The organism is Bradyrhizobium sp., assembly GCF_035484855.1.
GTDB lineage: Bacteria > Pseudomonadota > Alphaproteobacteria > Rhizobiales > Xanthobacteraceae > Bradyrhizobium.
Genome location: NZ_DATHOP010000259.1, coordinates 1 through 25,869, shown reverse-complemented (window position 1 = coordinate 25,869; position 25,869 = coordinate 1). Strand labels below are relative to the sequence as shown.

Genomic DNA, 25,869 nt, shown 5'->3' with positions numbered 1-25,869 from the left:
TCCTTAATCCAGCGCGCTGTCGGTGAAAAAGTGCCTGCGGATGCGCTGCACCAGTTCGGTGAAAACCGGATCGGCCATGGCGTCGAGCGAACGCGGGCGCGGCAATGGCACGTCGTAGATCGCAGCGATCGAGCCGGGACGCTCGGTCATGACCAGCACGCGATCGGCGAGGAACACGGCTTCCGGAATCGAATGCGTGATCAGCAGCACGGTCTTGCCGGTCTCGCGCTGGATCCGCATCAATTCGACATTCATGCGCTCGCGCGTCATCGCGTCCAGCGCGCCGAACGGCTCGTCCATCAGCATGATCTTCGGATCGTGCACCAGCGCCCGGCAGATCGAAGCCCGCTGCTGCATGCCGCCCGACAATTGCCAGGGCAGTTTTTTCTCGAAGCCGTCAAGCCCTGTCATTTTCAAAAGCGCCATGGCGCGCGGCAGGTATTTTTCGCGCGGCAGCCGCTTCATGTCGATCGGCAGCATGACGTTATCAAGGATATTGCGCCACGGCAGCAGCAGCGCGTTCTGGAACACGATGCCGACATTGCCATGCGGTTTCGTGACCGGCTCGCCCTCGACAAAAATCTCGCCACCCGAGGGCGGCAACAGGCCGGAGATCATTTTCAACAGCGTGGACTTGCCGCAGCCGGATGGTCCGACCACGACGAAGAATTCGCTCGAGTTGATGTGGAAATCCAGCGGCCGCAGCGAGGCCACGTCGCCATCGTGCGAGCGATAGGTTTTCGACACGCCGGTGAGTTTGATGTCCGGCGTGGCGGAAGCCGCGCGATCCGACACCAGGCGCAGATGCGCGCCCGGTTGCTCGGCGTCTGGGGTCTTGGTCGCTGGCGTCATTCAGGTCCGTTCAAGCAGCGAAAATGATGTCCGCGCGCTGGCTGACATGCCAGGGTATCACGAAACGTTCGATACGATCGACGATCCAGAACAGCAGCACGCCGAGCAGCGCCAGCACCACCAGCGCCGCGAACATGGTCGGCAGGTCAAAAGTGCCGATCGAGCGCTGCAGCACATAGCCGAGGCCGGAATTGGAGCCGACGAATTCGCCGACCACCGCGCCGACCACGGCGAGCGTCACCGAAACCTTCAGCCCCGAAAAGATCGCCGGCATCGCATGCGGCAGGTTGACGGCGCAGAACACATGGAAGCGGCTGCCCTGCATCGCGCGCGCCAGATCCACCATGTCGGGATCGACCGATTTGAAACCCTGCACCGCGGACACCACGACCGGGAAGAATCCGAGCAGGAACGCCGAGATCACCTTCGGGATCAGGCCGAAGCCGAACCAGACCACGAACAGCGGCGCGATCGCGATCTTCGGCACCGACTGCGAGAACACCAGCAGCGGATAGACATAGCTCTCCACCGTCTTCGAGCCCGCAATCAGCATGGCCATGGGAATGCCGAACGCGGCCGACAGCAGGAAGCCGCAGATCGTGGCATTGGTCGTGGGCCAGGCCTGCCGCAGCAGCTCCGGCCAATCCTGCCACAGCACCATGGCGACATCGGCGGGGGCCGGAATCTGATAGGCGGGAATCCGAAACAGCCGGATCGCGACATCCCAGCCGACCACGATGAAGATGAGAAACAGAAACGGCCGCACCCACGCCGCGTTCAGCGCCTTCGCCACGCCCGACCGACCCTTCAATTCGGCCACGCTTCGCTCCCTGGTTTGGTTCGTTTTCGAAGCACAAATTAACTTGTTGGATAAATACTGTCTAGCGGATTTCCGATGACAAAATCGCCACGAACCGGATCGGGATGCGGACTCCGACCGCATGTCGACGGCCTGACGGGCAAATCACCAGCGTCCCAACGTCCTTGCCCGGCCTGCTTGTCAAGCCCGTCGCGCAAAAATATTCTGGTTGTCAGAATATTCGGATTATCCTATATTGCTTCCCGTCCCGCCCCACCAAAGGGGCGTTGCGCAACGTCAACAACGCGGGGCGGGATGCGGTGGACGCGGATGGTGCCTTTGACGAACGGCGCCGGACGCGGACGGAAAAGACGCGTGGTCCTGGCACCTCGACGCTGGTGTCAAGTTCGTGAAGGGAAACTTTCGCGGGTGACGGTGGCCAAAAAGCCCGAGCACCGGGGAGAGCGCGCCCATAATCCGTAAACCATTGCGTGGGGAATGCCGGGTGATTCTGGTGTGACCTGACAACGCGTGTGCGCTCTACCTCTACCCATTGCACACGCGGCTATTGGGCGCATCGGGCGCCCGGCATTCCCTGCGCCCTTTGTTTGAGAGGGCGGGAATAAATGAATACCTCGCGCAAAAAAGCATGCGGCGAGATCGGGGAGTCATGTCTTGCCGTCATTGCGAGCCAACGGGTCGCGCGAATGCGCGCCCCGTTGGCTCGCAATGACGACCTCAAAATCTTCGTCGTCCCTGCGAACGCAGGGACCCATAACCACAGGCTTCTGTTGTTGCATGCAGGCTGTCGAACACCGTCCGTCAAAACCAGCGCCGCGGCGTATGGGTCCCTGCGTTCGCAGGGACGAAGAATATGTTCACGCCGGCTGCTGCACGTGAGCCCGCGCCCTCGCCGGCTTGGCCTTGCCGAATACGGCCATCGATTTTCCGGTCAGCGCCGCCAGCACCAGCGCCGCCATGTGGGCGAGGCGCTCGTCTCTCGCCTCCCGGCTCAAGAGGTCGCGGCCGAAGATCACGCCAAGCGTGGCGCTGTTGGAGAGATAGAAGAAGCACAAGGCCGCGATCGAAATGTAGAGCTGAATAGGGTCGACCGCGACCGGGAAATCGCCGCTGTCGACGCCGCGCCGCACCACGGTGCGGATCATCTCGACAAAGGGCGAATGCATCGACTTGACCTTGGTCGAGCGCTTGAGGTGACGCGCATGCGCCAGATTTTCGGTGTTGAGCAGCGCCAGAAATTCCGGATTGCGGATAAAATAATTCCAGGTGAAGTCGATCAGCCGCTCGATCGCGCGCGGCGGATCGAGATGCTCCAGATCGAGCGCGCGCTCCTCGACGCGGATCTGCTCATAGGCGCCTTCGAGCACGGCGAGATAGAGGTCGTCCTTCTTGCCGACGTGATAATACAACATGCGCTTGTTGGCGCCGGCCTTCGCCGCGATGCGGTCGACGCGGGCGCCCGCCAGCCCATGGGCGGCGAACTCGGCCTTGGCGGCCTCCAGGATGCGCAGCCGCATGCCTTGCGGATCGCGCTGCCATTTTGGGACTTGCTTTGCCTTGGCCAAGGGGTGTGTCCGGGTGTGTGTGGCGCGGATGTAGCACGGGCGAAGGGGTTTGAGAATGAAGCGGGCTGCTTCTTCCCTTCTCCCCTTGTGAGAGAAGGTGGCCACGATACGAAGTATCGTGGACGGATGAGGGGTCTGCATCAGCAAGCACCGGCGTCTGCGGCAACCCCTCATCCGGCGCTTCGCGCCACCTTCTCCCACAAGGGGAGAAGGAAAAAGGAAAATCACGCCCTTTCCGTCCGCTCCAGCAGCAGCGTGTGGATGCCGCAGGTGCCGGAGCGGACGCTCATGACGCGGGTGCCGGGCTTGCGGCCCGCGCGCACCTCGGAGACGTCGATGCCGGAAGCGAGCAGCCTCGCGCGCACGGCCTCGATGTCGGCGACGCGCCAGCTCAGGCCCCACAATTTGTCGTTGGCCTTGTCGTTGCCGGCGACCGGCCGCTTCACCACTTCGACGATGAGATCGCCGCAGCGGAAGAACATCAATTGCCCCCACTCCTGATGCGAGCGGTCGAGCGCCATGTCGAGCCCGAGCCGCGCGCCGTACAGCGCCGCCGCCCGCTCCGGATCCTCGGTCGAGACCACGACGTGGTCGAGCCCGAGAATCGGCGCATCGGCGGTCATGACCGAGATCGGACGTTCACCGGCGAGTTCGAGGAAGAACATGCGGACGCCGCGCGTCAGCTCGGTCGCGGCGCGGGTGCGCTTCCAGTGCAGGACGCCGCCCGAGCCAGTATCGCGGCTCTCGACCTCGGCGATGGGATCCGGCTTCAGCGCGACGCGATCGAGCCGGCGATGCATTTTCGCGATGTCGGCGACACGAAAACAAATGCTGGCGAGCCCCTCGCCCCAGATCTTCATGACGTTGCGGATGCGATCGGCGGCGACGCTGAAACCGCTCGGCGCCATCAGTTCGAGCGTCACGTTCTCCAGCGTGAACAGCACGCGGTCGGCGCCATCGCCGCTGTTTTGCCAGGCCGGCGCCCGCGCCAGCAGGGTCTGACAGGAAGCCGAGGCGAGCTTGATATCGTCGACCAGCACGACGACGTGGTCGATCCCGCTGATCACGGAAACAGCCCGCGCGTGGTCTTGGCGGCGCGGACCTTCTCGACGCCGATTGCCATCGCGGCGGTGCGGTGCGGAATCTTGTCGACTTTCGAGCGCATCACCATCTGGTCGAAGGCGCGGTCGAGGATCTGGTATTCGCGCCGCGTCACTTCCTCCTCCTCCCAGAACAGTTGCTGCAAATCCTGCACCCATTCGAAATAGCTGACGACGACGCCGCCGGAATTGCAGAGGATGTCGGGGATCAGGAAAATCTCGTCCTGGCGTTTTTCCAGCACGAGATCGGCCTCGGGCGTGGTCGGGCCGTTGGCGCCTTCCGCCAGCACCCGGCATTTCAGGTTTTGCGCGATCTTGGCGTCGATCACCCGCTCCAACGCCGCCGGCACCAGCACGTCGCAGGGCAGCGTGAGGAGCTGTGCGGGATCGAAGGCAAGCTCATTGGAGAAACCGGCGATGCTGCCATGCTCGGTCGCATGCCGCGTCAGCGCCGGAATGTCGAGGCCGGCGGGGTTATGCAGCGCGCCGGTGTGGTCGGAGACCGCGATCACCTTCAGGCCGAACTGATACAATCCGAGCGCGGCATAGGAGCCGACATTGCCAAAACCCTGGACCACTGCGCTGGCGCCATTGAGGTCGATCGAGAGCTGCTTCAGCACGCGCCGGGCGAGATGCGCCACCCCGCGCCCGGTGGCTTCGCGCCGGCCGAGCGTGCCGCCGGAGGCGACCGGCTTGCCGGTGACGATCTCGGTGACGGTGCGGCCCTGGTACATCGAATAGGTGTCCATGAACCAGGCCATCACCTGCTCGTTGGTGCCCATGTCCGGGGCCATCACGTCGACATGCGGCCCAACGAACGGGATCATCTCCTGCATGTAACGGCGCGACAGCGCCTCGAGTTCATGCCTGGACAATGTCGAGAGATCGACCCGCACGCCGCCCTTGGCGCCGCCATAGGGCAGACCGACCAGGGCGCATTTCCAGCTCATCCAGATCGCAAGCGCCGCGACCTCGCCGATGTCGACGGAGGGCGCAAAGCGGGTGCCGCCCTTGGTGGGACCGAGGGTGAGGTGATGCTGCACGCGATAACCCTCAAACACCGCGATCGAGCCGTCGTCGCGATGAATCGGACAGGATACCGTGATCCCCCGCTTGGGCAGCAGCAGGCGGTCGCGCTCGTCCATGGGAATTGCGAGATGATCGGCGATGACAGCGAACTGGCTCACCGCCATGTCGAATACCGGTCCGGAATAGACGGTCATCGTTGCCTCCCCTTGATCTCAGCTGTTGCGATTCCAACATCAGCCGCGAGGCCGGAAGGCCACGGCGCGCGCTGAGCTGCCCGCGGACGGTCGTAGTCCCGCCACAGGGCTATCTCAAGCGATTATGGCGCTGAATTTGCGAATAATTTCAGCGAAGCTCCCGATTTCAGGTGCTAATGTGGGGGCGCCGCCGGGACCACCCTTCACCACGACGGAAAACGAATGCAGGCCCTCTTCATCGGACAGACCTATATCGACGTCACCTTCATCACCGACCACATGCCGACCGGCGACGAGAAGCACGTCGCCAAGGATTATGCAGTGTCGTTCGGCGGCAACGCCGTCACCGCGGCGTTCTGCTGCGCCAAACTGGGCGTCGTGCCTGACCTGATCGCCACCGTCGCCAATGACTGGCTGGGGCGGATGTTCCAGGACATGAGCGCCAAGTATGGAATTTCGATCCATCCGCGCAAGGTCAACGCCTCCTCGCTGTCCTTCATCATGCCGAAGGACGGCAAGCGGGCGATCGTGCGCTGCCGCGACGACGAGCACATTCATCCATTTCCGATCCTCAACCTCAGGGGATGCCGTGCGCTGCATATCGACGGCCACCAGCCGGATGCGGCGATCCACTACGCCAAGCTTTGCCGCGAGGCCGGCATCCTGACCTCGCTCGACGGCGGCGGCCTGCGCAGCAATACCCATGAATTGCTGGAATTCATCGACGTCGCGATCGTCGCCGAGCGGTTGTGCGAGCAGATGGACAAGACGGTCGAAGAGATGCTGGATTACCTGAAGAGCCGCGGCTGCCGCGTCGGCGGCGTCACGCTCGGCGAGAAGGGCTTGCTGTGGTATGACGAGACCGGCGCCGTCCGCAGCCTGCCGGCGCTTCCGATCCCGCGCGAGCGCGTCATCGATACCAACGGCGCGGGCGACGTCTTCCACGGCGCCTATATCTATTCATACCTGAGCCATCCGGGCAAAAGCTGGCACGACCATTTCGTGTTCGCGCGTGCAGCCTCCACCTACAAGATCCAGCGGCTCGGCAACGAGGCCGGCTTGCCGACGCTGACCGACATCGAAGTGGTCAAGATGGCGTTCGCGAGCGGCGCGTGAGGGGATGAATCAGGGATAGCATGGGCCGCGTCTTCGTTGCCGGCAGCATCAACATGGATGTGGTGGCGACCGCCGAACGCCATCCGCGCATCGGCGAAACCGTCGCGGGCCGCGAGGTGCTTTATTTTCCCGGTGGCAAGGGCGCCAACCAGGCGGTCGCCGCCGCCAAACTCGGCGCGCGGGTCGCGCTGATCGGCCGACTCGGCAAGGATTTATTCGGCGACGAGCTGATGGCGTTCCTCGCGGCGCAGGAAATTGAGTTGAGCTTCGTGCGGCAGACGAACGAGGCTCACACCGGGACCGCGATCATCACCACCGCCAATGCCGACAACACCATCGTCGTCATTCCCGGCGCCAATGGACTCGTCAGTACCGCCGATGTCGGCGCGGCTGCGCTGGCGAAAGGCGATATCGCCGTCAGCCAGTTCGAGATTCCGCTGGCCACGATCAGCGCCTTCTTCAACCGCGCCCGCATGGCAGGAGCGACCACGATCCTCAATCCGGCGCCGGCGCTCGCGTGCGAGCGGGACCTGCTCGATCTCGCCGATGTCCTGATCCTCAACGAAAACGAACTTGCCTTGCTCGCGAAGACCGAGCTTCGCGACACCGATGATCACGCGCGATTCATCGAGGCGGCGCGCTCGCTGCAGGCCGGCAGAGACAAGACCATCTGCGTGACCCTGGGCAAACGCGGCGTGCTGGCGCTCGTCAATGGCGAGCCATTGATCGTCGCGGGCCGTGCGGTCAAGGCCGTCGATACGACCGGCGCCGGAGATTGCTTCGTAGGCGCGATGGCAGCGCAACTCGCGCAAAGAAAGCCGATTGGCGAGGCGCTCGCTTACGCCAACACGGCCGCATCGATCTCCGTGCAGCGCATGGGCGCGGCACCCTCGATGCCGACGGCGGCGGAAGTTCTCTCCGCATGTCGTCCCGGCGAAGGCCGGGACCCCATAACCACAGGATGTCGTTGTTGAGTGAAAGGCCACGATCAGCTTGCCCGAACGATAAGCCGCGGCGTATGGGTCCCGGCCTTCGCCGGGACGACGATTCACGCCAGCGCCGCCTTCAGGTCGAAAGCGGGATCGGCCGCCTGTTCCGGCGCGATCGACTTGGCCGTGCCGAGAATCTTCCGCCCGAACACATGGTCGGCCGCGCGATTGACCGACTCGATGCCGACCAGCTGCGCGCCCTTGTAGCAGAACGCGGAGAACGCCCGCTGCGCGGGATCGCCGCGCACCACGACGCGGTCGTAGCCGGTGGTCAGCCCCGCGATCTGCAGCTTGTCGTCGGCCTGGTCGCTCCAGAACCAGGGCTGGCCGTCATAGGGTTTTGCATTGCCGGTGAGGCGCGCGGCGACGCAGCGGGCGTGGTCGGTGGCGTTCTGCACGGATTCCAGCCGCAGCGAGCCGCCGAAGCGCGGACTGTCGAACAGCGCGCAGTCGCCGATCGCCGAGATGTTCGGATCCTGCGTCAGCAATTGCTCGTCGACGATGATCCCCGATGCCACCGGCAGGCCGGCTTCGGCCGCGAGCTCGACGTTGGGCAGCACGCCGACGCCGACCACGACGAGGTCCGCCGGCACATGCTGGCCGTCGCTAAGGCTGACGCCGGTGACATCATCGCCATCGTTCTCGATCGCCGTCGCCTGCACGCCCAGATGAATGCGTATGCCCGCGGCGGCATGGCGGGCCTGGAAATACTCCGAGATTTCGGCCGTCACCGCGCGCGCCATCACGCGCGGGCCGAGCTCGATCACGTCGACCTCGAGGCCCTTGATCCGCGCGGTGGCGGCAAATTCGAGCCCAATAAAACCGGCGCCGATCACGACGACATGCCGGCTCAGCTCCATCCGACGCCGCAACGCCTCGCTCTCGTCGAGAATGCGCAGGTAGCGCACATCCACCAGATTGGCGTTGGGGATGTCGAGCAGCCGATTGCGCGCGCCGGTCGCCAGCACCAGGTGGCCGTAATCGAGAAACGCCCCGGAGGCGAGCACGAGCTTTTGCGCGGCACGATCGATGAAAGCGGCGCGATCGGCGATCAGCTCGATATTCTGGTCACGGTAAAATTTGTCGGGCCGGAACATCAGGCTGTCAGGGCGGCCTTCGCCTTTCAGATAGGCCTTCGACAGCGGCGGCCGCTGATACGGCAGATGCGGCTCGTCATTGATCAGGCAGATGCGCTCGGCAAAACCATGCTGCCGCAGCGATGCCGCGAGCTGGAAACCCGCATGCCCCGCGCCGGCGATCACAACTGTCCCTTGCGTCATCGCTCAGGCAGGTACCACGCGAAGCGGCAAAGTGTCGAGACCGCGCAGCGTGTTGTTCAGCCGCGGTTTTGGCTCGCCCGCAAGCTCGAACGACGCGACTCGCTTGGTGAGCGCGCCGAGGATCGCCTCGCTCTCGAGGCGGGCGATTGCCTGTCCGACGCAGCCATGGATGCCGGTGCCGAACGTCATGTGCCCGGTGGCGCGGCGCCGCACGTCGAAGACATCGGGCCGGTCCCAGCGGCGCGGGTCGCGGTTGGCGGCGGCAAGGAACAGCAGCACCTTCTCGCCCTCGCCCAGCCGCACGCCGGACACCTCGACCGCCCTGGTGGTGGTGCGGAAGAAGGTCTGCACCGGCGCCTCAAAGCGCAGCACCTCCTCGAAGGCGCCGCGGACCAGGTTGGGATTTTCGCGCAGGATGGTCCATTGCTCGGGATAGTGGGCAAAACAATAGAGCGCGTTGCCGAGCCCGTACACCGTGGTATCGACGCCGGCCGACAGGAACGAGCGCACCAGCATCCCGGCCTCGGCTTCGCTCAACTCGCCGGAATCGACCGCCTGGAAAATCTGCATGCCCAGTCCATCCGGCGCCAGCGCCGCGCGGCTGCATTTCGACATGATCCATTCGCGCACCGGCCCGGCACAGGCCATCGCCTTCTCGAACAGGTCGTTGCGCGGACCAAAACCGTTGAACACCATGCTGCCATAGGGCAACAGGTTCTCGCGGCCGTCCTCCGAGATGCCGACCGCATCCGGAAACACCTTTAGGGGATAGGCCTCGGCGAGATCGGCGATGCCGTCGAATTCACGCTGTTCGACCACGCGGGCGACCAGCGCTTCGGCCTCGCGCGCAAACGTTTCGCGCAGAACATTGATCGCGGCCGGCGACAGGATACGCGTCAGCACCGCGCGGGTACGGGTGTGCAGCGGCGGATCAGCCTCCAGGATGATGCTTGGCGGACGCCATGGCGGCTCTTTGCGGAAATCGCTCAGGCCGACGCCGGCCGACGAGCAATAGGTCTGCCAGTCCGTCAGCGCATCGCGGACTTCCTGATGCCGGGCCATCGTCCAGATGCCGTATTGCTCGAGCCACACCACAGATCCCGCCTCGCGCAGCGCCTCGTGATGCGGATAGGGATTGCGCAGGAATTCGTGCGAAAACGGATCGACGGTGGAAACCGGACGGTCGAGTGTCGTATCTGTGCTCACGCGCCTGCTCCCGTCCTCGGCTGTTGCAATGCGGTGACCCGCTTGGCCATTGATCCGCATTTTGCAACCTCGGGCGGGGATTGTCACCACTTCCCTTCTGCTATTTAAATGCCCGTTAACCCTCCCGACGCGAGACCTCTCCAATGACGATGCCCGCGCAAGCCGCCTCCCTTCCCGACGATCCGGCGCTGCTCCGGATCGAGGGCCCGATCGCCACCATCACGTTGAACCGGCCGGCGGCGTTCAACTCGGTCGACCTGTCGATCGCGAAGAAGCTGGAACAGTTAGGCGCCGAGGTCGAGGCCGACGACGACATCCGGGTGCTGGTGATCGAGGGCGAAGGCCGCGCCTTCAGCGCCGGCGGCGACCTGCAGACCATCGGCGCTGCAGCAGCGTCGGACACCATCGCGCCCGTGGTCGGCGAACTATTGAAACATTATCACGCGTTCATCGAGACCATCAGGCGGATGCCGAAGATCGTGCTCTCCAGCGTCCATGGATCGGCGGCCGGCGCCGGCATGGGGCTCGCTTTTGTAACCGATCTCTGCATCGCCGCCGACGACGCCCGCTTCACCCCGGCCTATGGCAAGATCGGGGTGTCGCCGGATGGCGGCAGCACGGTGGGCATCGTCGGCACCGTCGGCGTCCGCCGGAGCTTGCAGATATTTCTGGCCGAGGACAGCTTTTCCGCGCAGCAGGCGCTTGATTGGGGCCTGGTCGCCAAGATCGTTCCGGCGGCGGAGCTGAAGGCCGCGACACGGCAATTCGCGCAGCGGCTGGCGCAAAATTCGCGGGCTGCGATCGCCGGCACCAAGTCGCTGGTCTACCAGGCCGCGGTGACGCCGACCAGGCAGCAGCTCGACGCCGAGGAAGACAAGATCATCGAGGCCATGCACACCGAGGAATTTCGCGTCGCGGTGAAGAAGTTCACCAGCAAGTCGAAGCCGGCGTGAAAGAATACGCGGCGCCGTCACGCTCCTTTCTCTGTCTGCGGCATGGCGTCACCGACTGGAACCGGCAAGGCCGCTTTCAGGGCCGCACCGATATTCCCCTAAACGACGAAGGCATCGCCCAGGCCCGCGCGGCAGCGCTGCGGCTGCAAACCGTCGCATTCGATCACATCGTCAGTAGTCCGCTGATCCGCGCGGTGAAGACCGCTGACATCGTCGCCGAAGCATCATGCAAGCCGGTCCTCGTGGACGCCGACCTGATAGAGTGCGATTTCGGTAGCCTCGAAGGAAAATCCATTCGCGAAACCATGCAGGAGCACGGCATCACGGCGATGGAAGACCTGGCGACCATTCTGCCGGCGGATGGCGAGGCATGGGCTCACGTTTCGGAGCGGGCGCTGCGGTGCGTCGGCCGCTGGCTGGACCGGCACCTACAAGCCGATATTCTATTCGTGTGCCACGACGCCGTGATGCAGTCGATGTCGCAAGCGCTGTGCCGATGCTGGTTCGACAACCGGCATGGGGTGCCCTTCCGATTCAACCGGATCGGCAATGACTGGACGGTTGACGAAGTATAGAGGCATCACTCCGGGCAGATATATCCCGTCCCCGCCGGCGACTTGAAGCAGCCGACCGATTCCGGGATCACGTGTTTCGGCAGCCACAGCACCACCTTCGGGAAAAAGATCGTGAAGCAAATCGTCACCAGGAATACGACATAGATCGGCAGCGCCGCGCGCAGCGCCTTGCCGAAACTGACGCCGACGAATTTCGAGGCCATCAGCAGCACCAGCCCGTAAGGCGGCGTGATCAGGCCGAACGCCAATGTGGCAATCAGCACCACGCCCATATGCACGCCGTTGATGTCGCCGGCCTGCGTCAGCGCGTTCACCAGCGGCATGAAGATGATGATGGTCGGCACCGGCTCGATGAAATCGCCGATCACCGTGAACAAGGCCACCATCAGCAGCATGATGTAGCGCGGATCGTTGCCGGCGATCGAGGTGATCCAGTCAGCGATCACGATGGCGCCGCGCAAATAGGCCAGCATCCAGCCGAAGGCGTTGGCGGCGCCGATGGTGATCAGTGGCAGCGAGAAGATCAGCCCGGCCAGGCAGAAATCGTAGGGGATTTTCCCGAAATGCCCGCGGTTGAGCGCGGGGATCACGACCGCGATGATCCAGGCTACCGCGACCACGCCGGCCTCGGTCGGAGTGAACCAGCCGGTCAGGATGCCGCCGAGCAGGATCACCGGAATCATCAGCGGCAGCGCGGCGTCGCCGGTTGCGAATATGACCTGGCGGAACGGCGCGCGCGGCTTGCGCATGCCGGAGGGGCCGAAGAAATAGCAGTAGATCATCAGCCCGAAGCCGATCATGAATCCGGGCACCACGCCCGCCATGAAGAGGCCTGCGATCGAAACGTTGCCGACCGCGCCATAGACCACGGCGGTGATGCTCGGCGGCACCAGGGCTGCGATGGTGGAGGCCGAGGCAATGATGGCGGCGATAAAGGCGGGACTGTAGCCTTCGCGCTTCATCGGGCCGGCGAGCGCCCGGCTCATCACGGCGACGTCGGCGGTGGTCGAGCCCGACATCTCCGAAAAGAACATGCTGAAGACGACGACGACCTGCGACAGCCCGCCCCGGATGTGGCCGACCAGCGACAGCGACAGATTGGCGATCCGGACCACGACGTTGGCCGAACTCATGAGCTCGCCGACCAGCAGGAAAAACGGGATCGCCAGCAGCGCTTCGGAATCCATGCCGTCGAAAATCTTCTGCACGATCGCCGCCAGCGAAACATCGGTCAGCGAGGCGCCGACGAACACGCCGGCCATCAGCGAGAACGGCACGGGCACGCCGAGATAGCCGAAGAACAGGAAACAGAACGACATCAGCCCGAGGACGACCGGTGAACTCACAGACCCACCCTCGTCTTCAGGCCGGTATCGAGGGGCGAACCAGGCAGGTCCTCATCCAGCGGCTCCGGATGGTCAAATCCGTTCTTGATGCCGTTGACCAGCTGCTCGATCGTGAACAGCGCGATCAGCAGGCCCGCGAACGGGATTGCGGCATAGAGCGAAGCGATCGGCGTCCCCGAGGGCAGCCGGAAGCTCCCAAAACCGCGGAGGAAGTTGATGTAGCCGAACCAGATCAGGCAACAGGCGACGCCGAGCACCACCAGGCGAATGACGATCTCGACGATCAGCCGCGGCGTGCCGTGCAGCGCATCCGAGATCGCGGTGAGGTAAAGATGATCGTTGCGGCGGGTGGCGACCGCAGCACCGATGAAAATCGCATAGATGAACAGCGTAGAGGTGACTTCCTGCAGCCACAGCCAGGGATGACCGATGGTGCGGGTGACGATGTCGCAGGTCACCGACAGCGAGAAGCCGAAACACAGGATGCCGCAGATGATCATCAGGACCAGTTCGAGCCGGTCGAACGCCTGCCATTTCAGGTGATGCTGTTTCTGCAGCACCAGTTTGTCGGCGATGGTCATCGGCAGGCTCTCCATCGTCCCGGCATCTTCGTGTCGTTGCCGGGCTTGACCCGGCAACCCATCCTCTTCAGAAGAACTTCTCACGAAGATCGATGGATGCCCGGATCAAGTCCGGGCATGACGACCTTCGTTTCGTTGGCCTAGTTGATCGCCCGTATCAAAGTCTTGATCTTGTCGGCGTGCGGGCCGAGCTCCTTGGAAAGCTTGTCGAGATAGGGATCGGCGATCTTTTGGAAACCGGTCTTGTCGACATCGGCGACGATCTTGACGCCCAATTTCTCCAGCTTTGTGGCCGCCGAGCGTTCCAGATCGAACGCCCGCTTCGGCTCCTGCTGACTGACGTCCGTCGCCGCGGTCAGTACCCATTGCTTCTGTTCGGCGCTCAGGCTCTGCCACAGCTTGTCGCTGATCCACACGATCGCAATGTTGGCCTCATGCTGGGTCATCGACAAGATCGGCGCCACTTCGTAGTGCTTGTTGATGAAGTAGACGTTGACGCCGTTCTCGCCGAAATCGACCACGCCGGTCTGCAACGAGGTGTAGACGCTGCCGAACGGCATGTGCACGGTCTGCGCGCCATAGGCGGCGAACATCGTGTCCTCGGTCGCGGTAGCCTGGACGCGGACCTTGTAGCCCTTGAGATCGTCGACCTTGTGCACTTCCTTCTTGCCGTACATGTTCCGGAAACCCTGGGTGCCGAGCCCGATCGCGTGAATGCCCTGCACGGTGTCGTCGATCATGTCGCGGATCGCCTCGAAGACCTTCTGGTCGCCGGTCGCCTTGATCATGTGGTCCTCGGAGCGGAACAGGAAATGCAGCGACATCACGCCGGACTGCGGCGCGATCGTCGAGGCGTTGGCCGACGAGACGATCGCGAAATCGATATCGCCGGAGCGAACCAGTTGCAGGATCTGCGGTTCCTGCCCGAGCTGGGCGCCGGGATACTGGTCGACCAGCATGGTGCCCTTGCTCAATTCCTTGAGTCTGGCGGAGAAGATGTCGTAGGCGACGCTGTAGCCGGAATTGAGCTGTTGATCGTGGGCGAAGCGATAGTGTTTTGTCTCTTGCGCGCCGGCATTGGCCGCGAACAGCAATGCCGCGGCCACAACCGTCAGGCCCGTCATTTTTTTCAGACAATTCATCGCGCGCTTCCCCTGTTTTGATTTTGGCAATCTTCCCATCAAGCCGGCAAGATTGTCAATAAAACATCGGGATTAGACCGCCAGAGACAATCTTGGAGAGGAAAGCCCAGCAAAATTATCGATAATATGACGTCGTCCGGCGCAGCTCGTACGGGACGCGCGAATGCGCGCCCGATGATAAACTCCGCGAGCCCACCACGCTGCCCTCAGATGAATCGGTGGGCACGGCGCAGACGCGCCTCTGCCCACCCTACGAAATCACGGCATGTAACCCAGCTACGTCGCGAGCTACTTGATCGCCCGGATCAGGTTCTTGATCTTCTCGGCGTGCGGGCCGAGTTCCTTGGCGAGCTTGTCGAGCAACGGATCGGCCACCGCAATGAAGCCCGACTTGTCGACGTCGGTGACAATCTTCACGCCAATCGCTCTCAGCTTGTCCTGTGACTGATGCTCGAGCTCGATCGCTTTGGCGGGCTGGCTCTTGTTGACCTCGTCGGCCGCGGCCTGCACCCAGCCCTGCTGTTCCGGCGTCAGGCTGTTCCAGGTCTTGTCGCTGACCCAAACGAAGCTGTTATTGGCCTCGTGCTCCGTCATCGAAAGCACGGGGGCGACCTCGTAGTGCTTGTTGGCGAGATAGACGTTGACGCCGTTTTCGGCGGCGTCGACGACGCCGGTCTGCAGCGATGTATAGACGCTGCCGAACGGCATATGCACGATCTGGGCGCCATAAGCCGGAAATGTAGTGTCCTCGGTCGGCGTCGCCTGCACCCGCACCTTGAGGCCTTTCATGTCGGCGACGCTCTTGATCTCGCGCTTGGAATAGATGCTGCGCAGGCCAAGCGTCGACAGCGCGATGACGCGCGCGCCCTGCACGGTTTCCGATATCATCGCCTTGACGGCCTTTGACAGCTCGGGGTCCGCGATCGCCTTGACCAGGTGCGCTTCGGAACGGAACAGGAAATGCATCGACATCACGCCGGCCTGCGGCGACAGCGTCGCGGCATTGGCCGAGGATGAAATGCAGAACTCGACGTCGCCGGATTTGACGAGCTGCAGCACCTGCGGCTCCTGCCCGAGCTGCGCGCCGGGATACTGGTCGATCAGCATGGTACCCTTGCTCAATTCCTTGAGCTTGTCGGCGAAGATATCGCCGAGAATGCCATAGCCCGTGGTCTTCGGCTGGTCGTAGGCGAAACGATAATGCTTTGCCTCTTGCGCCGATGTCGGCACGCTCGCGGCCGCCATGATGGCGGATGCGGCCATGGCCGCAGCGAAAATCCGTCGCAGATTGCTCATTGTCTCCCCTCCCGATGTCTGAATTTTTCTTTGATCATCCCATCGGGGTTGTCGGGATGTCAATCAAACAAAGGGCGGCGACGCAAATGCGAGATGGCTGCGCTGAGCAGCACGCACTACCGTCATCCTGAGGAGCCGCGCTCTCGCGCGGCGTCTCGAAGGATGGCTGCCAGCACCGGGGCTGTCATCCTTCGAGGCTCGCCGTAGAGGCTCGCACCTCAGGATGACGATCCGCCAACCCGCATGAAATCGAAATCGCAGCCTTCATCGGCCTGCAGGATGGTTTCGTTGAACAGATGCGCGTAGCCGCGACGCGCCCATTCCGGCGTGGGCGGCAGCTTCAGCGCCGCGCTGCGTTTTTCGAGTTCGGCGGTATCGACCAGCAGGTCGATGCGTCGTTTTTCGACATCGAGCCGGATCATGTCGCCGGACCTCACCAGCGTCAGCGGACCGCCGACCGCGGATTCGGGCGTGATGTGCAGCACGATGGTGCCGAACGCGGTGCCGCTCATCCGCGCATCCGAGATCCGCACCATGTCTTTCACGCCCGCGCGCAACAGCTTTCGCGGGATCGGCAGGTAGCCCGCCTCCGGCATGCCCGGCGCGCCCTTGGGGCCGGCATTGCGCAGCACCAGCACGTCGTCGGCGGTCACGTCCAGCGCGGGATCGTCGACCCGCAGCGTCATATCCTCCACCGACTCGAACACCACAGCGCGGCCGGTATGCTGCAGCAGCTTTGGGCTCGCCGCCGAATGTTTGATGACGGCGCCGCGCGGGGCGAGATTGCCATGCAGCACCGCCATCGCGCCTTCCGGCTTGATCGGATTCTTCCGCGGCCGGATCGCGTCCTGTCCCGGCACTTCCTCGGCCGCTGCGACCACATCGCGCAGCGTCGCACCGGTGATAGTTTTGGCATCGAGATCGAGCAGCTCACCGAGCTGTGCCATCAGTTTGGGCACGCCGCCGGCATGATGGAAATGCTCCATGTAATGCTCGCCCGAGGGTTTCAGGTCGATCAGAACAGGCACTTCGCGGCCGAGCTTGTCGAAGGCTTCGAGATCGATGCGATGTTCGGTGCGGTTGGCGATCGCGGTCAGATGAATGAGCCCGTTGGTCGACCCGCCAATCGCCTGCAGCACCACCTGCGCGTTCCGGAACGATGATTTCGTCAGCACCTCGCTCGGCTTCGGTCCCTTCGCCACCGCCATCGCGGCGGCGACCTTGCCGCTAGCCTCTGCCAAACGGAAACGCTCGGCATGCGGCGCCGGAATCGTCGCACTCATCGGCAGCGACAGTCCGAGCGCCTCGGTGATGCAGGCCATGGTGGACGCCGTACCCATCACCATGCAGGTGCCGACCGACGGCGCGAGCCGGCCGTTGACCGCTTCGATCTCGACGTCGTCGATTTCGCCGGCGCGATATTTCCCCCACAGCCGGCGGCAATCGGTGCAGGCGCCCAGCACCTCGCCCTTGTGATGGCCGACCACCATCGGCCCGACCGGGATCACCACCGTCGGCAGGTCGGCGGACACTGCAGCCATGATCTGCGCCGGCAGCGTCTTGTCGCAGCCGCCGATCACCACCACGGCGTCCATCGGCTGCGCCCGGATCATCTCCTCGGTATCCATCGCCATCAGATTGCGCAGATACATCGAGGTCGGATAGGCAAAACTCTCGGCGATCGAGATGGTCGGAAACACCATCGGCATGGCGCCGGTCAGCATCACGCCGCGCTTCACCGCCTCGATGATCTGGGGCACGTTGCCGTGACAGGGATTGTAGTCGCTGTAGGTGTTGGTGATGCCGACAATCGGGCGGTTCAGCGCGTCGTCGGAATAGCCCATCGCCTTGATGAAGGCTTTTCGCAGGAACAGCGAAAAGCCGGCGTCCCCGTAGCTCGTCAGTCCCTTGCGAAGTCCGTCAGCCATTTTCTTGGTTTCCTGTCGTCTGATCCGCACTAAAGGAGTCCAGCCAATTATTGTCAATATCCGATCTTGGAGTCGCCAAATCACATAATTTGGCGCCAAAAGAGCCGCCATTATTGACAATAGAGGCCGGACCGTGCTGATTTCCGGCAATGAACCGAAGTGAACACCCATGAAGCCGCAAGCTTCTCAGCCGGAAACCTCGACGCTGACGCGCGAGGAAGAACAGGCCGAGGTGATCCGAAGGCTGGAGGAGGACATCATCTTCGGCCGCTTCGCGCCGGGCTCGCGGCTGGTCGAGGACACGCTGATGGGCCGCTACGGCGCCAGCCGGCATTTCGTCCGACAGGCGCTGTTCCAGCTGGAGCGCCAGGGTATCGTGCTGCGCGAAAAGAACATCGGCGCCACCGTGCGGTTCTATTCGGCCGAGGAAGTGCGGCAGATCTATGAGGTGCGGGAAATGCTGACGCGGCAGGCGGCGCTGATGATCGCGCTACCCGCGCCGCCTGCGCTGATCGAACAACTCACCGAATTGCAGCGGGAATATTGCGCCAGGGCCGACGCGCAGGATCTGCGCGGCATCCATGAAGCCAACGACGCCTTCCACGTCGCGCTGTTTTCCGCCAGCGGCAATCCCTATCTGGTGCGCTCGCTGCAGGACTATATGAATCTGACGCTGCCGATGCGCGCGAAAAATCTCGCCGACAGAGAGGGACTGGCGCTGTCGCGCCGCCAGCACGAATTCATGATCGAACTGCTGCGCGGCCGCGACAGCTGGGGGCTGGCGCAACTCTGCGTCGATCATATTCAATTCAGCAAGTCGGATTATCTCGGACGGATCGGGGCGGGCTAGCCGCCGTCATTCCGGGGCGCGCGAAGCACGAACCCGGAATCTCGAAGTGATTGAGGGATCGCAAAATAACATCAAGATTCCGGGTTCGCGCTTCGCGCGCCCCGGAATGACGCGAAAACTATTTCAAGTCGATAATCCGGCTCCTGTCGCCGTCGAACTCCATGCCGCAGAACGCGCCGCCCTGGTAGAAGTCGCCGACCGGATCGGGCGGCAGTTTGGCCTGCTCGGCCATCGCATGCTCGCGAAAATCCTCCGCCCGGCCGGTCGGGCGATAGCCGAGGTCGTAGGCGCGGTGGTTGTCCCACCAGGAGCGCTCGTTGTTGGAGGCGCCGTAGAAAATCTCGAAATGGATGTCGGGATGATCGAGCCCGATCCGGCAGAGCTGCACCAGGTCTTCCGGCTTCAGCCAGATCGCTAGCCGGCGATGATCGAGCGGCTTGTCGCCGAAATTGCCGATCCGGATACAGGTCACCCCAAGCCCGTGTTTGTCGGCATAGAGCGCGCCGACCGCTTCGCCAAACACCTTGCTGACGCCGTAGCGGCTGTCGGGGCGAGCGGTCACATCGGTGCCGATCCGGTGATAGCGCGGATAGAAGCCGACCGCGTGGTTCGACGACGCGAACACCACCCGCTTGACGCCCTTTTTCCGCGCCGCCTCAAACAGATTGTAGCAGCCGATGATGTTGGACTGCAGGATCGAATCCCAGGGGCCTTCGACCGAATAGCCGCCGAAATGCAGGATACCGTCGACGCCGTCGCAGATCGCCTCGACCTGCGCCGGATCGGACAATTCGGCGGCCTTGAATTTTTCGCCCCTGCCGAGATCGGCGGGCGCCTTCAGGTCGCTCAGCAGCAGGTCCGGATAGATCGGCGGCAGCAGTTTTCGCAAGGACGTGCCGATCCCCCCCGATGCGCCGGTCATCAATATGCGTGGCATTTCATCCCTCGTTCATGCGACCGATTTGCGGTCGTTCACCGACAGTGATAGCAAACCAGAACGGCAGGAAACGCAACAGCAACGAGAACAGCAAATGTCCGAGGCAAAATCCCCCCGCGCCGGCTGGCAGCCGGCGACCTATTATCCCGATCCGGCGATCCACGCGCTCGATCCCAGGTTCGAGAAATACTGGCTGAAGCTTTCGGCGGTGGAACGGCTCACCACCGGCCTGCGCTGGGCCGAAGGGCCGGTGTGGTTCGGCGACGGCCGCTATTTGTTGTGCAGCGACATTCCGAACCAGCGCATCGTCAAATGGGAAGAGGAAACCGGCGCGGTCAGCGTGTTCCGAAAGCCGTCGAATTTCGCCAACGGCAACACCCGCGACCGCCAGGGGCGGCTGGTCACCTGCGAGCATGGCGGACGCCGCGTGGTGCGGACCGAATATGACGGTTCGATCACGGTGCTGATGGATTCCTTCGAGGGCAAACGGCTGAATGCGCCGAACGATGTCGTGGTAAAATCCGACGGCTCGATCTGGTTCACCGATCCGTTCTTCGGCCTGCTCGCCAATTACGAGGGCTACAAGGCCGAGCCCGAGATCGACATGAATGTCTACCGGATCGACGGTCAAACCTTAAAGGCCACCATCGTCGCCGAGGGAATCCTCGGGCCGAACGGGCTGTGCTTCTCGCCGGACGAAAAGATCCTCTACATCATCGAGTCGCGCGGCGAGCCGACCCGCAAGATCCTCGCCTATAACGTGTCGGCAAAGGGCGACACCATCTCCAACAAGCGCGTTCACGTCGATGCCGGCCCCGGCACGCCTGACGGCATGCGCTCCGACATCGACGGCAATCTGTGGTGCGGCTGGGGCATGGGCGATCCCGAGCTCGACGGCGTCGTGGTGTTCGCGCCCGACGGCGTCATGATCGGCCGCATCGCGCTGCCCGAGCGCTGCGCCAATCTCTGTTTCGGCGGACTCAAGCGCAACCGCCTGTTCATGGCCGCGAGCCAGTCGATCTACGCGCTGTACGTGAACACCCAGGGCGCGCCGGGGGGATAGGTCTTTGGCGTCATCCTGAGGTGCGAGCCCCCTCTTGGGCGAGCCTCGAAGGATGACTGGCTCGGCGCCTGCGGCCATCCTTCGAGGCGCGCAAGCCAGCGGCGCAATTGCGCCGCCGAGCGCACCTCAGGATGACGGCGTTAGTTGCTGCAACAAAACAAAAAACGCCGGAGCGGATTTTCATCCGCTCCGGCGCTGCAGCTATCACAAAACCTACGCCGCGTTGTAGCCGGCGACCGCCTTGACCTCGAGATATTCCTCAAGCCCGTATTTGCCCCATTCGCGGCCGTTGCCGGACTGCTTGTAGCCGCCGAACGGCGCGGTGCGGTCGTTCGGCACGCCCTGCAGATTGACGTTGCCGGCGCGGATGCGGCGGCCGACCCGGCGCGCGGTCTCGACCGTGTCGGCGGTGACGTAACCGGCAAGGCCATACGGCGTGTCGTTGGCGATCTTGACGGCTTCCTCCTCGTCCTTGGCGCCGAGGATGGTGAGCACCGGCCCGAAGATTTCTTCCCGCGCGATCGTCATATCGTTGGTGACGTCGGCAAAAATGGTCGGGCGCACATAGAAGCCCTTGTTGACGCCCTCGGGCAGGCCGGGGCCGCCGGTGACCAAAGTGGCGCCTTCCTCGATGCCCTTCTGGATCAGCTTCTGGATCTTGTCCCACTGGATGCGGGACACGACGGGGCCGATGGTGGTGCCTTCGGCGCGGGGATCGCCGGCCTTGGTCTTGTCGGCGACGGCCTTGGCGATGGCGGCGACTTCCTTCATCTTCGACAGCGGCACGATCATCCGCGACGGCGCGTTGCAGGATTGGCCGGAGTTGTTGAACATGTGCATGACGCCGCCGGTCACCGCCTTGGTGAGGTCGGCGCCTTCCAGGATGACGTTCGGCGACTTGCCGCCGAGTTCCTGGCTGACGCGCTTGACGGTCGGCGCGGCGCGCTTGGCGACATCGACGCCGGCCCGGGTCGAGCCGGTGAACGAGATCATGTCGATGTCGGGATGCTCGCTCATGGCGGCGCCGACCTCGGGGCCGAGCCCGTTGACCAGGTTGAACACGCCCTTCGGCACGCCGGCTTCGTGCAGGATTTCCGCGAAAATCAAGGCCGAGGACGGGGTGAATTCGGATGGCTTCAGGATCATGGTGCAGCCGGCGGCGAGCGCGGGCGCGACCTTGCAGGCGATCTGGTTCAAGGGCCAGTTCCACGGCGTGATCATGCCGATGACGCCGACGGGCTCGCGCACCACCACCGCCGAGCCGATCGCCTCCTCGAAGTGGTAGTTCTTGAGAACGTCCAGCGTGGCGGCGATGTGGCCGAGGCCGGCGCCGGCCTGCAGCCGTTCCGCCATCGGCAGCGGCGCGCCCATCTCGTCGGACACGGCGGCGCCGATGTCCTTCATGCGGCCCTTGTAAATCTCGATGATCCTGGACAGCAGCGCGACGCGCTCCTCGCGGCTGGTCTGCGAATAGGTCTCGAACGCGCGGCGCGCGGCGGCGACCGCCTTGTCGACATCGGCCTTGGAGCCGAGCGCAACCTCATACATCGCCTCTTCGGTCGCGGGATTGACGACGGGCGTGGACTTCTTGACGACCGGATCGACCCAGGCGCCATCGATATAGAATTGCATGCGGTTGACCATCGCGAACCTCTTGATTTCGGGGGTATGGATTAAGGGAACGAAGCGTTCGGCAAGCATCCTTGCACGAAACCCCGGACAATTGAACCCGCCATATGCGGGATGCCGCATTGCGGCAGACACTACATATAAAGTGAGCGGTGTGAAGGAAGCAAGACGGCGGTCGTCGCCCCGGCGAACGCCGGGGCCCATAACCACCGCTGCCTGCCGTTTAAGGAAGCCGTCGACTATCCAGCAAGACAACAACCGCCGCGGCGTATGGGCCCCGGCGTTCGCCGGGGCGACGGCCGAGAAATCACACCGCCATCTTGCGGTGCCGGACCGGCGCTCCCGCCGTCAGAGCTTCCGCCGCATCGATGATCGCATTGGCGTCGATGCCGTGGTGGCGGTAGAGGTCGTCAATCGTGCCGGTCTGGCCAAAATGCTCGACGCCGAGCGCCTCGACGCGGTGGCCACGGACGCTGCCGAGCCAGCCGAGCGTTGCCGGATGACCGTCGATCACGGTGACGATGCCGCAGTCGCGCGACAGCGGCGCCAGCAGTTTTTCGATATGGCTGAGATGCTGGAGGCCACGGCGGTCGCGGCGCAATTGCCGCGCCGCGGTCCAGCCCGAATGCAGCCGGTCGGCTGAGGTGATCGCCAACAACCCGACATCCCGTCGGCTCTCGCCGACAAACCCTGTCGCCTCGATCGCCTCGGGCGCGACCGCGCCGGTATAGGCGATCACGGCTTCGCAGTTCTCGCCGGGCTTGCGCAGCCAATAGGCGCCATCGGTGATGGCTTTTTGCAGGTCCGGCGTGATCATGCGCTGCGGCTGCTCGATGGTGCGGGTGGAAAGCCGCAAATAGACCGCGCCGCCGTCGGCGCCTTCGCGCTGCATGTGGCCAAAACCCCAAGCCATGATGACGGCAAGTTCGTCGACGAAGGCCGGTTCGAACGATGCGAGCCCGTCCTGCGCCATGCCGATCAGGGGCGTTGCGATCGACTGATGCGCGCCGCCCTCCGGCGCAAGCGTAATGCCCGACGGCGTCGCCGCCACCATGAAGCGCGCGTCCTGGTAACAGGCGTAGTTCAGCGCATCGAGGCCACGCTCGATGAAGGGATCGTACAGCGTTGCGATCGGCAGCAGCCGCTCGCCGTTGATGGCATGCGACAGGCCGAGCGCCGACATCAGGATGAACAGGTTCATCTCGGCGATGCCGAGTTCGATATGTTGTCCCTTCGGCGAAAAATCCCAGTTGAAGGTCGAGGGAATCTTCTCGCTGCGGAACAGGTCGGCCTTCTCGGCGCGGGCGAACAGGCCGCGGCGGTTGACCCAGGCGCCGAGATTGGTCGAGACCGTGACGTCGGGCGAAGCCGTGACGATGCGCGCGGCGAGCTCGCTGTCGCCGCGCGCGATTTCGTTGAGCACGAGCCCAAAACCCTGCTGCGTCGACATGACCGGCGCCGGCTTGAACGCAAGCCGCTCTGGCACCTGGATGGTGGGCGCCTCGAGGCGGCGCCGGCCGTCGCGATTGAACGCCGCCTGGCTAAGAAACGCCCCCAACTCCGCAGGGGCTTGCGAAAGTCCTTCGAACTTTTCCCATTCATAACCGGGGCGGATATTCTGCGCCGCGCGCCATTTCTCCATCTGCGCAACCGTCATCAAGCCGGCATGATTGTCCTTGTGGCCCTGGAACGGCAGGCCGACGCCCTTGATGGTGTAGGCGATGAAGCAGACCGGGCGATCGTGATCGATCGCTTCAAAGGCCTCGACCATGCTGGCCATGTCGTGTCCACCCAAATTGGACATCAGCGCCAGCAATTCGTCGTCGCTGCGCCGCGCGATCAGTTGCGTGACCTTCCCCTGATCGCCGATCTCGTCTTCGAGATGCCTGCGGAAGGCGGCGCCGCCCTGGAAGCACAGCGCCGCATACATCGCGTTCGGGCAGGCGTCGATCCATTTCCGCAACGCCTCGCCGCCGGGTTCGGCGAACGCCGCCTGCATCAGGGTGCCATATTTCACGATCACCACGTCCCAGCCGAAATTCCGGAACATGGATTCGAATTTTTCCCACAGCCCTTCGCGCACCACGGCGTCGAGACTCTGGCGGTTATAGTCGACCACCCACCAGGTGTTGCGCAAGCCGTGCTTCCATCCCTCCAGCAGCGCCTCGAAGATGTTGCCCTCGTCCATCTCGGCATCGCCGACGAGTGCGATCATCCGCCCCTCCGGGCGGTCCTTCATCCAGCCGTGCGACTTGACGTAGTCCTGCACCAGCGAGGCGAATAGCGTTTGCGCGACGCCGAGGCCCACCGATCCCGTGGAGAAATCGACGTCGTCGGTATCCTTGGTGCGCGAGGGATAGGACTGCGCGCCCTTGTAGCCTCGGAAATCTTCCAGCTTGGCGCGGGTCTGGCGGCCGAACAGATACTGGATGGCGTGAAACACCGGGCTTGCATGCGGTTTCACCGCGACGCGATCCTGCGGCCGCAATACGGAAAAATACAGCGCCGACATGATGGTGGCGAGCGAGGCCGAGGAAGCCTGATGGCCGCCGACCTTGAGGCCATCGCTATTGGGGCGGATGTGGTTGGCGTGATGGATAGTCCACGACGACAACCACAGCACCTTGCGCGCCAGCGCGGACAGCATTTCGAGGCGTGCGGGCTCGATCGGCATGGCGGTACTCCAGCCACAGGGATGATGCTGGATGTTAACGCCACCGTATCAATCAAAAATCTCAAATTTCAGCGGCATACCCGCCAATATTGGGATAAATTACCAATTCTATCCCCATCATCCCGAGTTTATCCCAATGCATGCCCTTGATACCATCGACCGCAAAATCCTCGCCATCCTGCAATCCGACGGCCGCACCACCATGCAGGAGCTTGCGGACAAGGTCGGCCTGTCGGTGTCGCCCTGCCACCGCCGGGTCAGACTGATGGAAGAGCGCGGCGTGATCTCTCGCTATATCGCAACCGTCGACCAGAAATCGCTGGGGCTGCATGTCAGCGTCTTCATCTCCATCAAGCTGGCGCGGCAGAAGGAGGAAGACCTCAACCGCTTTGCCAAGGCGATCTCGAAATGGGACGAGGTGCTGGAATGTTATCTGATGACGGGCAACCGCGACTATCTCCTGCGCGTGGTCGCCGCCGACCTGTCGTCCTACGAGGCGTTCCTGAAGAACAAGCTGACGCGGCTCGACGGCATCGCCTCAATCGAATCGAGCTTTGCATTGAGCCAGGTGAAATATTCGATCGCGCTGCCGGTGTGATTCTTCGTCGTCCCGGCCTTGAGCCGGGATCTACCGTGTTGCATGTCAAGTGGCGGAGGCGCCTTTCCAGGGCTGGCCTGACCTGAGCACGGCGTTGGCGAAGACGACGAGGCGTCGGAGCACGGCGATGAGGGCAACTTTGGGCG

Annotated in this window: 22 protein-coding genes; 7 read left to right on the top strand and 15 right to left on the bottom strand. The window is 63.4% G+C overall.

Annotated features, from left to right (window positions below; all coding sequences use genetic code 11):
• Positions 1-3: 3 nt before the first annotated feature.
• The 5 genes from VK804_RS29585 to VK804_RS29565 all read right to left on the bottom strand — a co-directional run bounded on the left by VK804_RS29585 (position 4) and on the right by VK804_RS29565 (position 5,560).
• Positions 4-852, bottom strand: a complete 849-nt coding sequence (locus VK804_RS29585) for an ABC transporter ATP-binding protein (protein ID WP_325751825.1) — start codon at positions 850-852, stop codon at positions 4-6.
• A gap of 10 nt (positions 853-862) precedes the next feature.
• The gene (locus tag VK804_RS29580; protein WP_325751824.1) at positions 863-1,672 is read right to left on the bottom strand and encodes an ABC transporter permease; all 810 of its coding nucleotides are present in this window, start codon (positions 1,670-1,672) and stop codon (positions 863-865) included.
• An 857-nt stretch (positions 1,673-2,529) separates the two neighbouring features.
• Positions 2,530-3,237 (bottom strand): TetR/AcrR family transcriptional regulator, encoded by a 708-nt coding sequence (locus tag VK804_RS29575; protein ID WP_325751823.1) that lies wholly within the window; start codon positions 3,235-3,237, stop codon positions 2,530-2,532.
• Between the two features lie 224 nt (positions 3,238-3,461).
• Positions 3,462-4,304, bottom strand: a complete 843-nt coding sequence (locus tag VK804_RS29570; RefSeq protein WP_325751822.1) for a VOC family protein — start codon at positions 4,302-4,304, stop codon at positions 3,462-3,464.
• Complete coding sequence (locus VK804_RS29565) at positions 4,301-5,560, bottom strand: Glu/Leu/Phe/Val dehydrogenase (RefSeq protein WP_325751821.1); 1,260 nt, start codon at positions 5,558-5,560, stop codon at positions 4,301-4,303. The genes VK804_RS29570 and VK804_RS29565 overlap by 4 nt, the downstream gene beginning before the upstream one ends.
• A 222-nt stretch (positions 5,561-5,782) precedes the next feature.
• Between VK804_RS29565 and VK804_RS29560 the strand changes: the two genes are divergently transcribed.
• Both VK804_RS29560 and VK804_RS29555 read left to right on the top strand, forming a co-directional pair.
• The gene (locus VK804_RS29560; protein ID WP_325751820.1) at positions 5,783-6,676 is read left to right on the top strand and encodes a sugar kinase; all 894 of its coding nucleotides are present in this window, start codon (positions 5,783-5,785) and stop codon (positions 6,674-6,676) included.
• Positions 6,677-6,696: 20 nt separating this feature from the next.
• Positions 6,697-7,650 (top strand): ribokinase, encoded by a 954-nt coding sequence (locus VK804_RS29555; protein WP_325751819.1) that lies wholly within the window; start codon positions 6,697-6,699, stop codon positions 7,648-7,650.
• A 74-nt stretch (positions 7,651-7,724) separates the two neighbouring features.
• On the opposite strand, the gene VK804_RS29550 is transcribed toward VK804_RS29555, so the two are convergent.
• Both VK804_RS29550 and VK804_RS29545 read right to left on the bottom strand, forming a co-directional pair.
• Positions 7,725-8,945 carry an NAD(P)/FAD-dependent oxidoreductase gene (locus tag VK804_RS29550; protein WP_325751818.1) on the bottom strand — a complete coding sequence of 407 codons (1,221 nt, stop codon included), beginning with the start codon at positions 8,943-8,945 and terminating at the stop codon, positions 7,725-7,727.
• A 3-nt stretch (positions 8,946-8,948) separates the two neighbouring features.
• The gene (locus VK804_RS29545) at positions 8,949-10,151 is read right to left on the bottom strand and encodes a cytochrome P450 (RefSeq protein WP_325751817.1); all 1,203 of its coding nucleotides are present in this window, start codon (positions 10,149-10,151) and stop codon (positions 8,949-8,951) included.
• A gap of 149 nt (positions 10,152-10,300) precedes the next feature.
• Between VK804_RS29545 and VK804_RS29540 the strand changes: the two genes are divergently transcribed.
• Complete coding sequence (locus tag VK804_RS29540) at positions 10,301-11,104, top strand: enoyl-CoA hydratase/isomerase family protein (RefSeq protein WP_325751833.1); 804 nt, start codon at positions 10,301-10,303, stop codon at positions 11,102-11,104.
• On the top strand, positions 11,101-11,679 hold the full coding sequence (locus VK804_RS29535; protein WP_325751816.1) for a histidine phosphatase family protein: 579 nt from the start codon (positions 11,101-11,103) through the stop codon (positions 11,677-11,679). Before VK804_RS29540 ends, VK804_RS29535 begins: the two co-directional genes overlap by 4 nt.
• A 5-nt stretch (positions 11,680-11,684) precedes the next feature.
• Here VK804_RS29535 and VK804_RS29530 read toward each other — a convergent pair whose 3' ends face one another.
• From VK804_RS29530 to VK804_RS29510, 5 genes are all read right to left on the bottom strand, one after another.
• Entirely contained in the window at positions 11,685-13,025 is a 1,341-nt protein-coding gene (locus tag VK804_RS29530; RefSeq protein ID WP_325751815.1) for a TRAP transporter large permease, read from the bottom strand.
• Entirely contained in the window at positions 13,022-13,606 is a 585-nt protein-coding gene (locus VK804_RS29525; RefSeq protein WP_325751814.1) for a TRAP transporter small permease, read from the bottom strand. The genes VK804_RS29530 and VK804_RS29525 overlap by 4 nt, the downstream gene beginning before the upstream one ends.
• 140 nt (positions 13,607-13,746) lie before the next feature.
• A complete protein-coding gene (locus VK804_RS29520) occupies positions 13,747-14,748 on the bottom strand; it encodes a TRAP transporter substrate-binding protein (protein WP_325751813.1) in 1,002 nt (333 codons plus the stop codon).
• 288 nt (positions 14,749-15,036) lie between these two features.
• Entirely contained in the window at positions 15,037-16,011 is a 975-nt protein-coding gene (locus VK804_RS29515; RefSeq protein WP_325751832.1) for a TRAP transporter substrate-binding protein, read from the bottom strand.
• Positions 16,012-16,262: 251 nt separating this feature from the next.
• Positions 16,263-17,972, bottom strand: coding sequence for an IlvD/Edd family dehydratase (locus tag VK804_RS29510; protein ID WP_325751812.1), 1,710 nt, complete (start codon positions 17,970-17,972; stop codon positions 16,263-16,265).
• A gap of 169 nt (positions 17,973-18,141) precedes the next feature.
• On the opposite strand from VK804_RS29510, the gene VK804_RS29505 reads away from it, so the two are divergent.
• Positions 18,142-18,822 (top strand): GntR family transcriptional regulator, encoded by a 681-nt coding sequence (locus VK804_RS29505; RefSeq protein WP_325751811.1) that lies wholly within the window; start codon positions 18,142-18,144, stop codon positions 18,820-18,822.
• A gap of 118 nt (positions 18,823-18,940) precedes the next feature.
• Here the strand turns inward: VK804_RS29505 and VK804_RS29500 are convergent, their stop codons facing one another.
• Complete coding sequence (locus tag VK804_RS29500) at positions 18,941-19,759, bottom strand: NAD(P)-dependent oxidoreductase (RefSeq protein WP_325751810.1); 819 nt, start codon at positions 19,757-19,759, stop codon at positions 18,941-18,943.
• Between the two features lie 94 nt (positions 19,760-19,853).
• On the opposite strand from VK804_RS29500, the gene VK804_RS29495 reads away from it, so the two are divergent.
• Positions 19,854-20,822 carry an SMP-30/gluconolactonase/LRE family protein gene (locus tag VK804_RS29495; protein ID WP_325751809.1) on the top strand — a complete coding sequence of 323 codons (969 nt, stop codon included), beginning with the start codon at positions 19,854-19,856 and terminating at the stop codon, positions 20,820-20,822.
• Between the two features lie 213 nt (positions 20,823-21,035).
• Here VK804_RS29495 and VK804_RS29490 read toward each other — a convergent pair whose 3' ends face one another.
• Together VK804_RS29490 and VK804_RS29485 are read right to left on the bottom strand one after the other, a co-directional pair.
• Positions 21,036-22,466 (bottom strand): aldehyde dehydrogenase family protein, encoded by a 1,431-nt coding sequence (locus VK804_RS29490; protein WP_325751808.1) that lies wholly within the window; start codon positions 22,464-22,466, stop codon positions 21,036-21,038.
• A gap of 292 nt (positions 22,467-22,758) precedes the next feature.
• Positions 22,759-25,125 carry a transketolase gene (locus VK804_RS29485; protein ID WP_325751807.1) on the bottom strand — a complete coding sequence of 789 codons (2,367 nt, stop codon included), beginning with the start codon at positions 25,123-25,125 and terminating at the stop codon, positions 22,759-22,761.
• Positions 25,126-25,261: 136 nt separating this feature from the next.
• Here VK804_RS29485 and VK804_RS29480 point away from each other — a divergent pair, with 136 nt between their 5' ends.
• The gene (locus VK804_RS29480) at positions 25,262-25,723 is read left to right on the top strand and encodes an Lrp/AsnC family transcriptional regulator (protein WP_325751806.1); all 462 of its coding nucleotides are present in this window, start codon (positions 25,262-25,264) and stop codon (positions 25,721-25,723) included.
• Positions 25,724-25,869 lie beyond the last annotated feature (146 nt).

What these genes read in the sequence shown, in the direction of transcription:
- VK804_RS29585 (WP_325751825.1), bottom strand. Translation starts at nt 852, where the DNA reads ATGACGCCAGCGACCAAGACCCCAGACGCCGAGCAACCGGGCGCGCAT.
- VK804_RS29565 (WP_325751821.1), bottom strand. Translation starts at nt 5,560, where the DNA reads ATGACCGTCTATTCCGGACCGGTATTCGACATGGCGGTGAGCCAGTTC.
- VK804_RS29560 (WP_325751820.1), top strand. Translation starts at nt 5,783, where the DNA reads ATGCAGGCCCTCTTCATCGGACAGACCTATATCGACGTCACCTTCATC.
- VK804_RS29555 (WP_325751819.1), top strand. Translation starts at nt 6,697, where the DNA reads ATGGGCCGCGTCTTCGTTGCCGGCAGCATCAACATGGATGTGGTGGCG.
- VK804_RS29550 (WP_325751818.1), bottom strand. Translation starts at nt 8,945, where the DNA reads ATGACGCAAGGGACAGTTGTGATCGCCGGCGCGGGGCATGCGGGTTTC.
- VK804_RS29540 (WP_325751833.1), top strand. Translation starts at nt 10,301, where the DNA reads ATGCCCGCGCAAGCCGCCTCCCTTCCCGACGATCCGGCGCTGCTCCGG.
- VK804_RS29525 (WP_325751814.1), bottom strand. Translation starts at nt 13,606, where the DNA reads ATGACCATCGCCGACAAACTGGTGCTGCAGAAACAGCATCACCTGAAA.
- VK804_RS29520 (WP_325751813.1), bottom strand. Translation starts at nt 14,748, where the DNA reads ATGAATTGTCTGAAAAAAATGACGGGCCTGACGGTTGTGGCCGCGGCA.
- VK804_RS29515 (WP_325751832.1), bottom strand. Translation starts at nt 16,011, where the DNA reads ATGGCCGCATCCGCCATCATGGCGGCCGCGAGCGTGCCGACATCGGCG.
- VK804_RS29510 (WP_325751812.1), bottom strand. Translation starts at nt 17,972, where the DNA reads ATGGCTGACGGACTTCGCAAGGGACTGACGAGCTACGGGGACGCCGGC.
- VK804_RS29505 (WP_325751811.1), top strand. Translation starts at nt 18,142, where the DNA reads ATGAAGCCGCAAGCTTCTCAGCCGGAAACCTCGACGCTGACGCGCGAG.
- VK804_RS29500 (WP_325751810.1), bottom strand. Translation starts at nt 19,759, where the DNA reads ATGCCACGCATATTGATGACCGGCGCATCGGGGGGGATCGGCACGTCC.
- VK804_RS29495 (WP_325751809.1), top strand. Translation starts at nt 19,854, where the DNA reads ATGTCCGAGGCAAAATCCCCCCGCGCCGGCTGGCAGCCGGCGACCTAT.
- VK804_RS29490 (WP_325751808.1), bottom strand. Translation starts at nt 22,466, where the DNA reads ATGGTCAACCGCATGCAATTCTATATCGATGGCGCCTGGGTCGATCCG.
- VK804_RS29485 (WP_325751807.1), bottom strand. Translation starts at nt 25,125, where the DNA reads ATGCCGATCGAGCCCGCACGCCTCGAAATGCTGTCCGCGCTGGCGCGC.
- VK804_RS29480 (WP_325751806.1), top strand. Translation starts at nt 25,262, where the DNA reads ATGCATGCCCTTGATACCATCGACCGCAAAATCCTCGCCATCCTGCAA.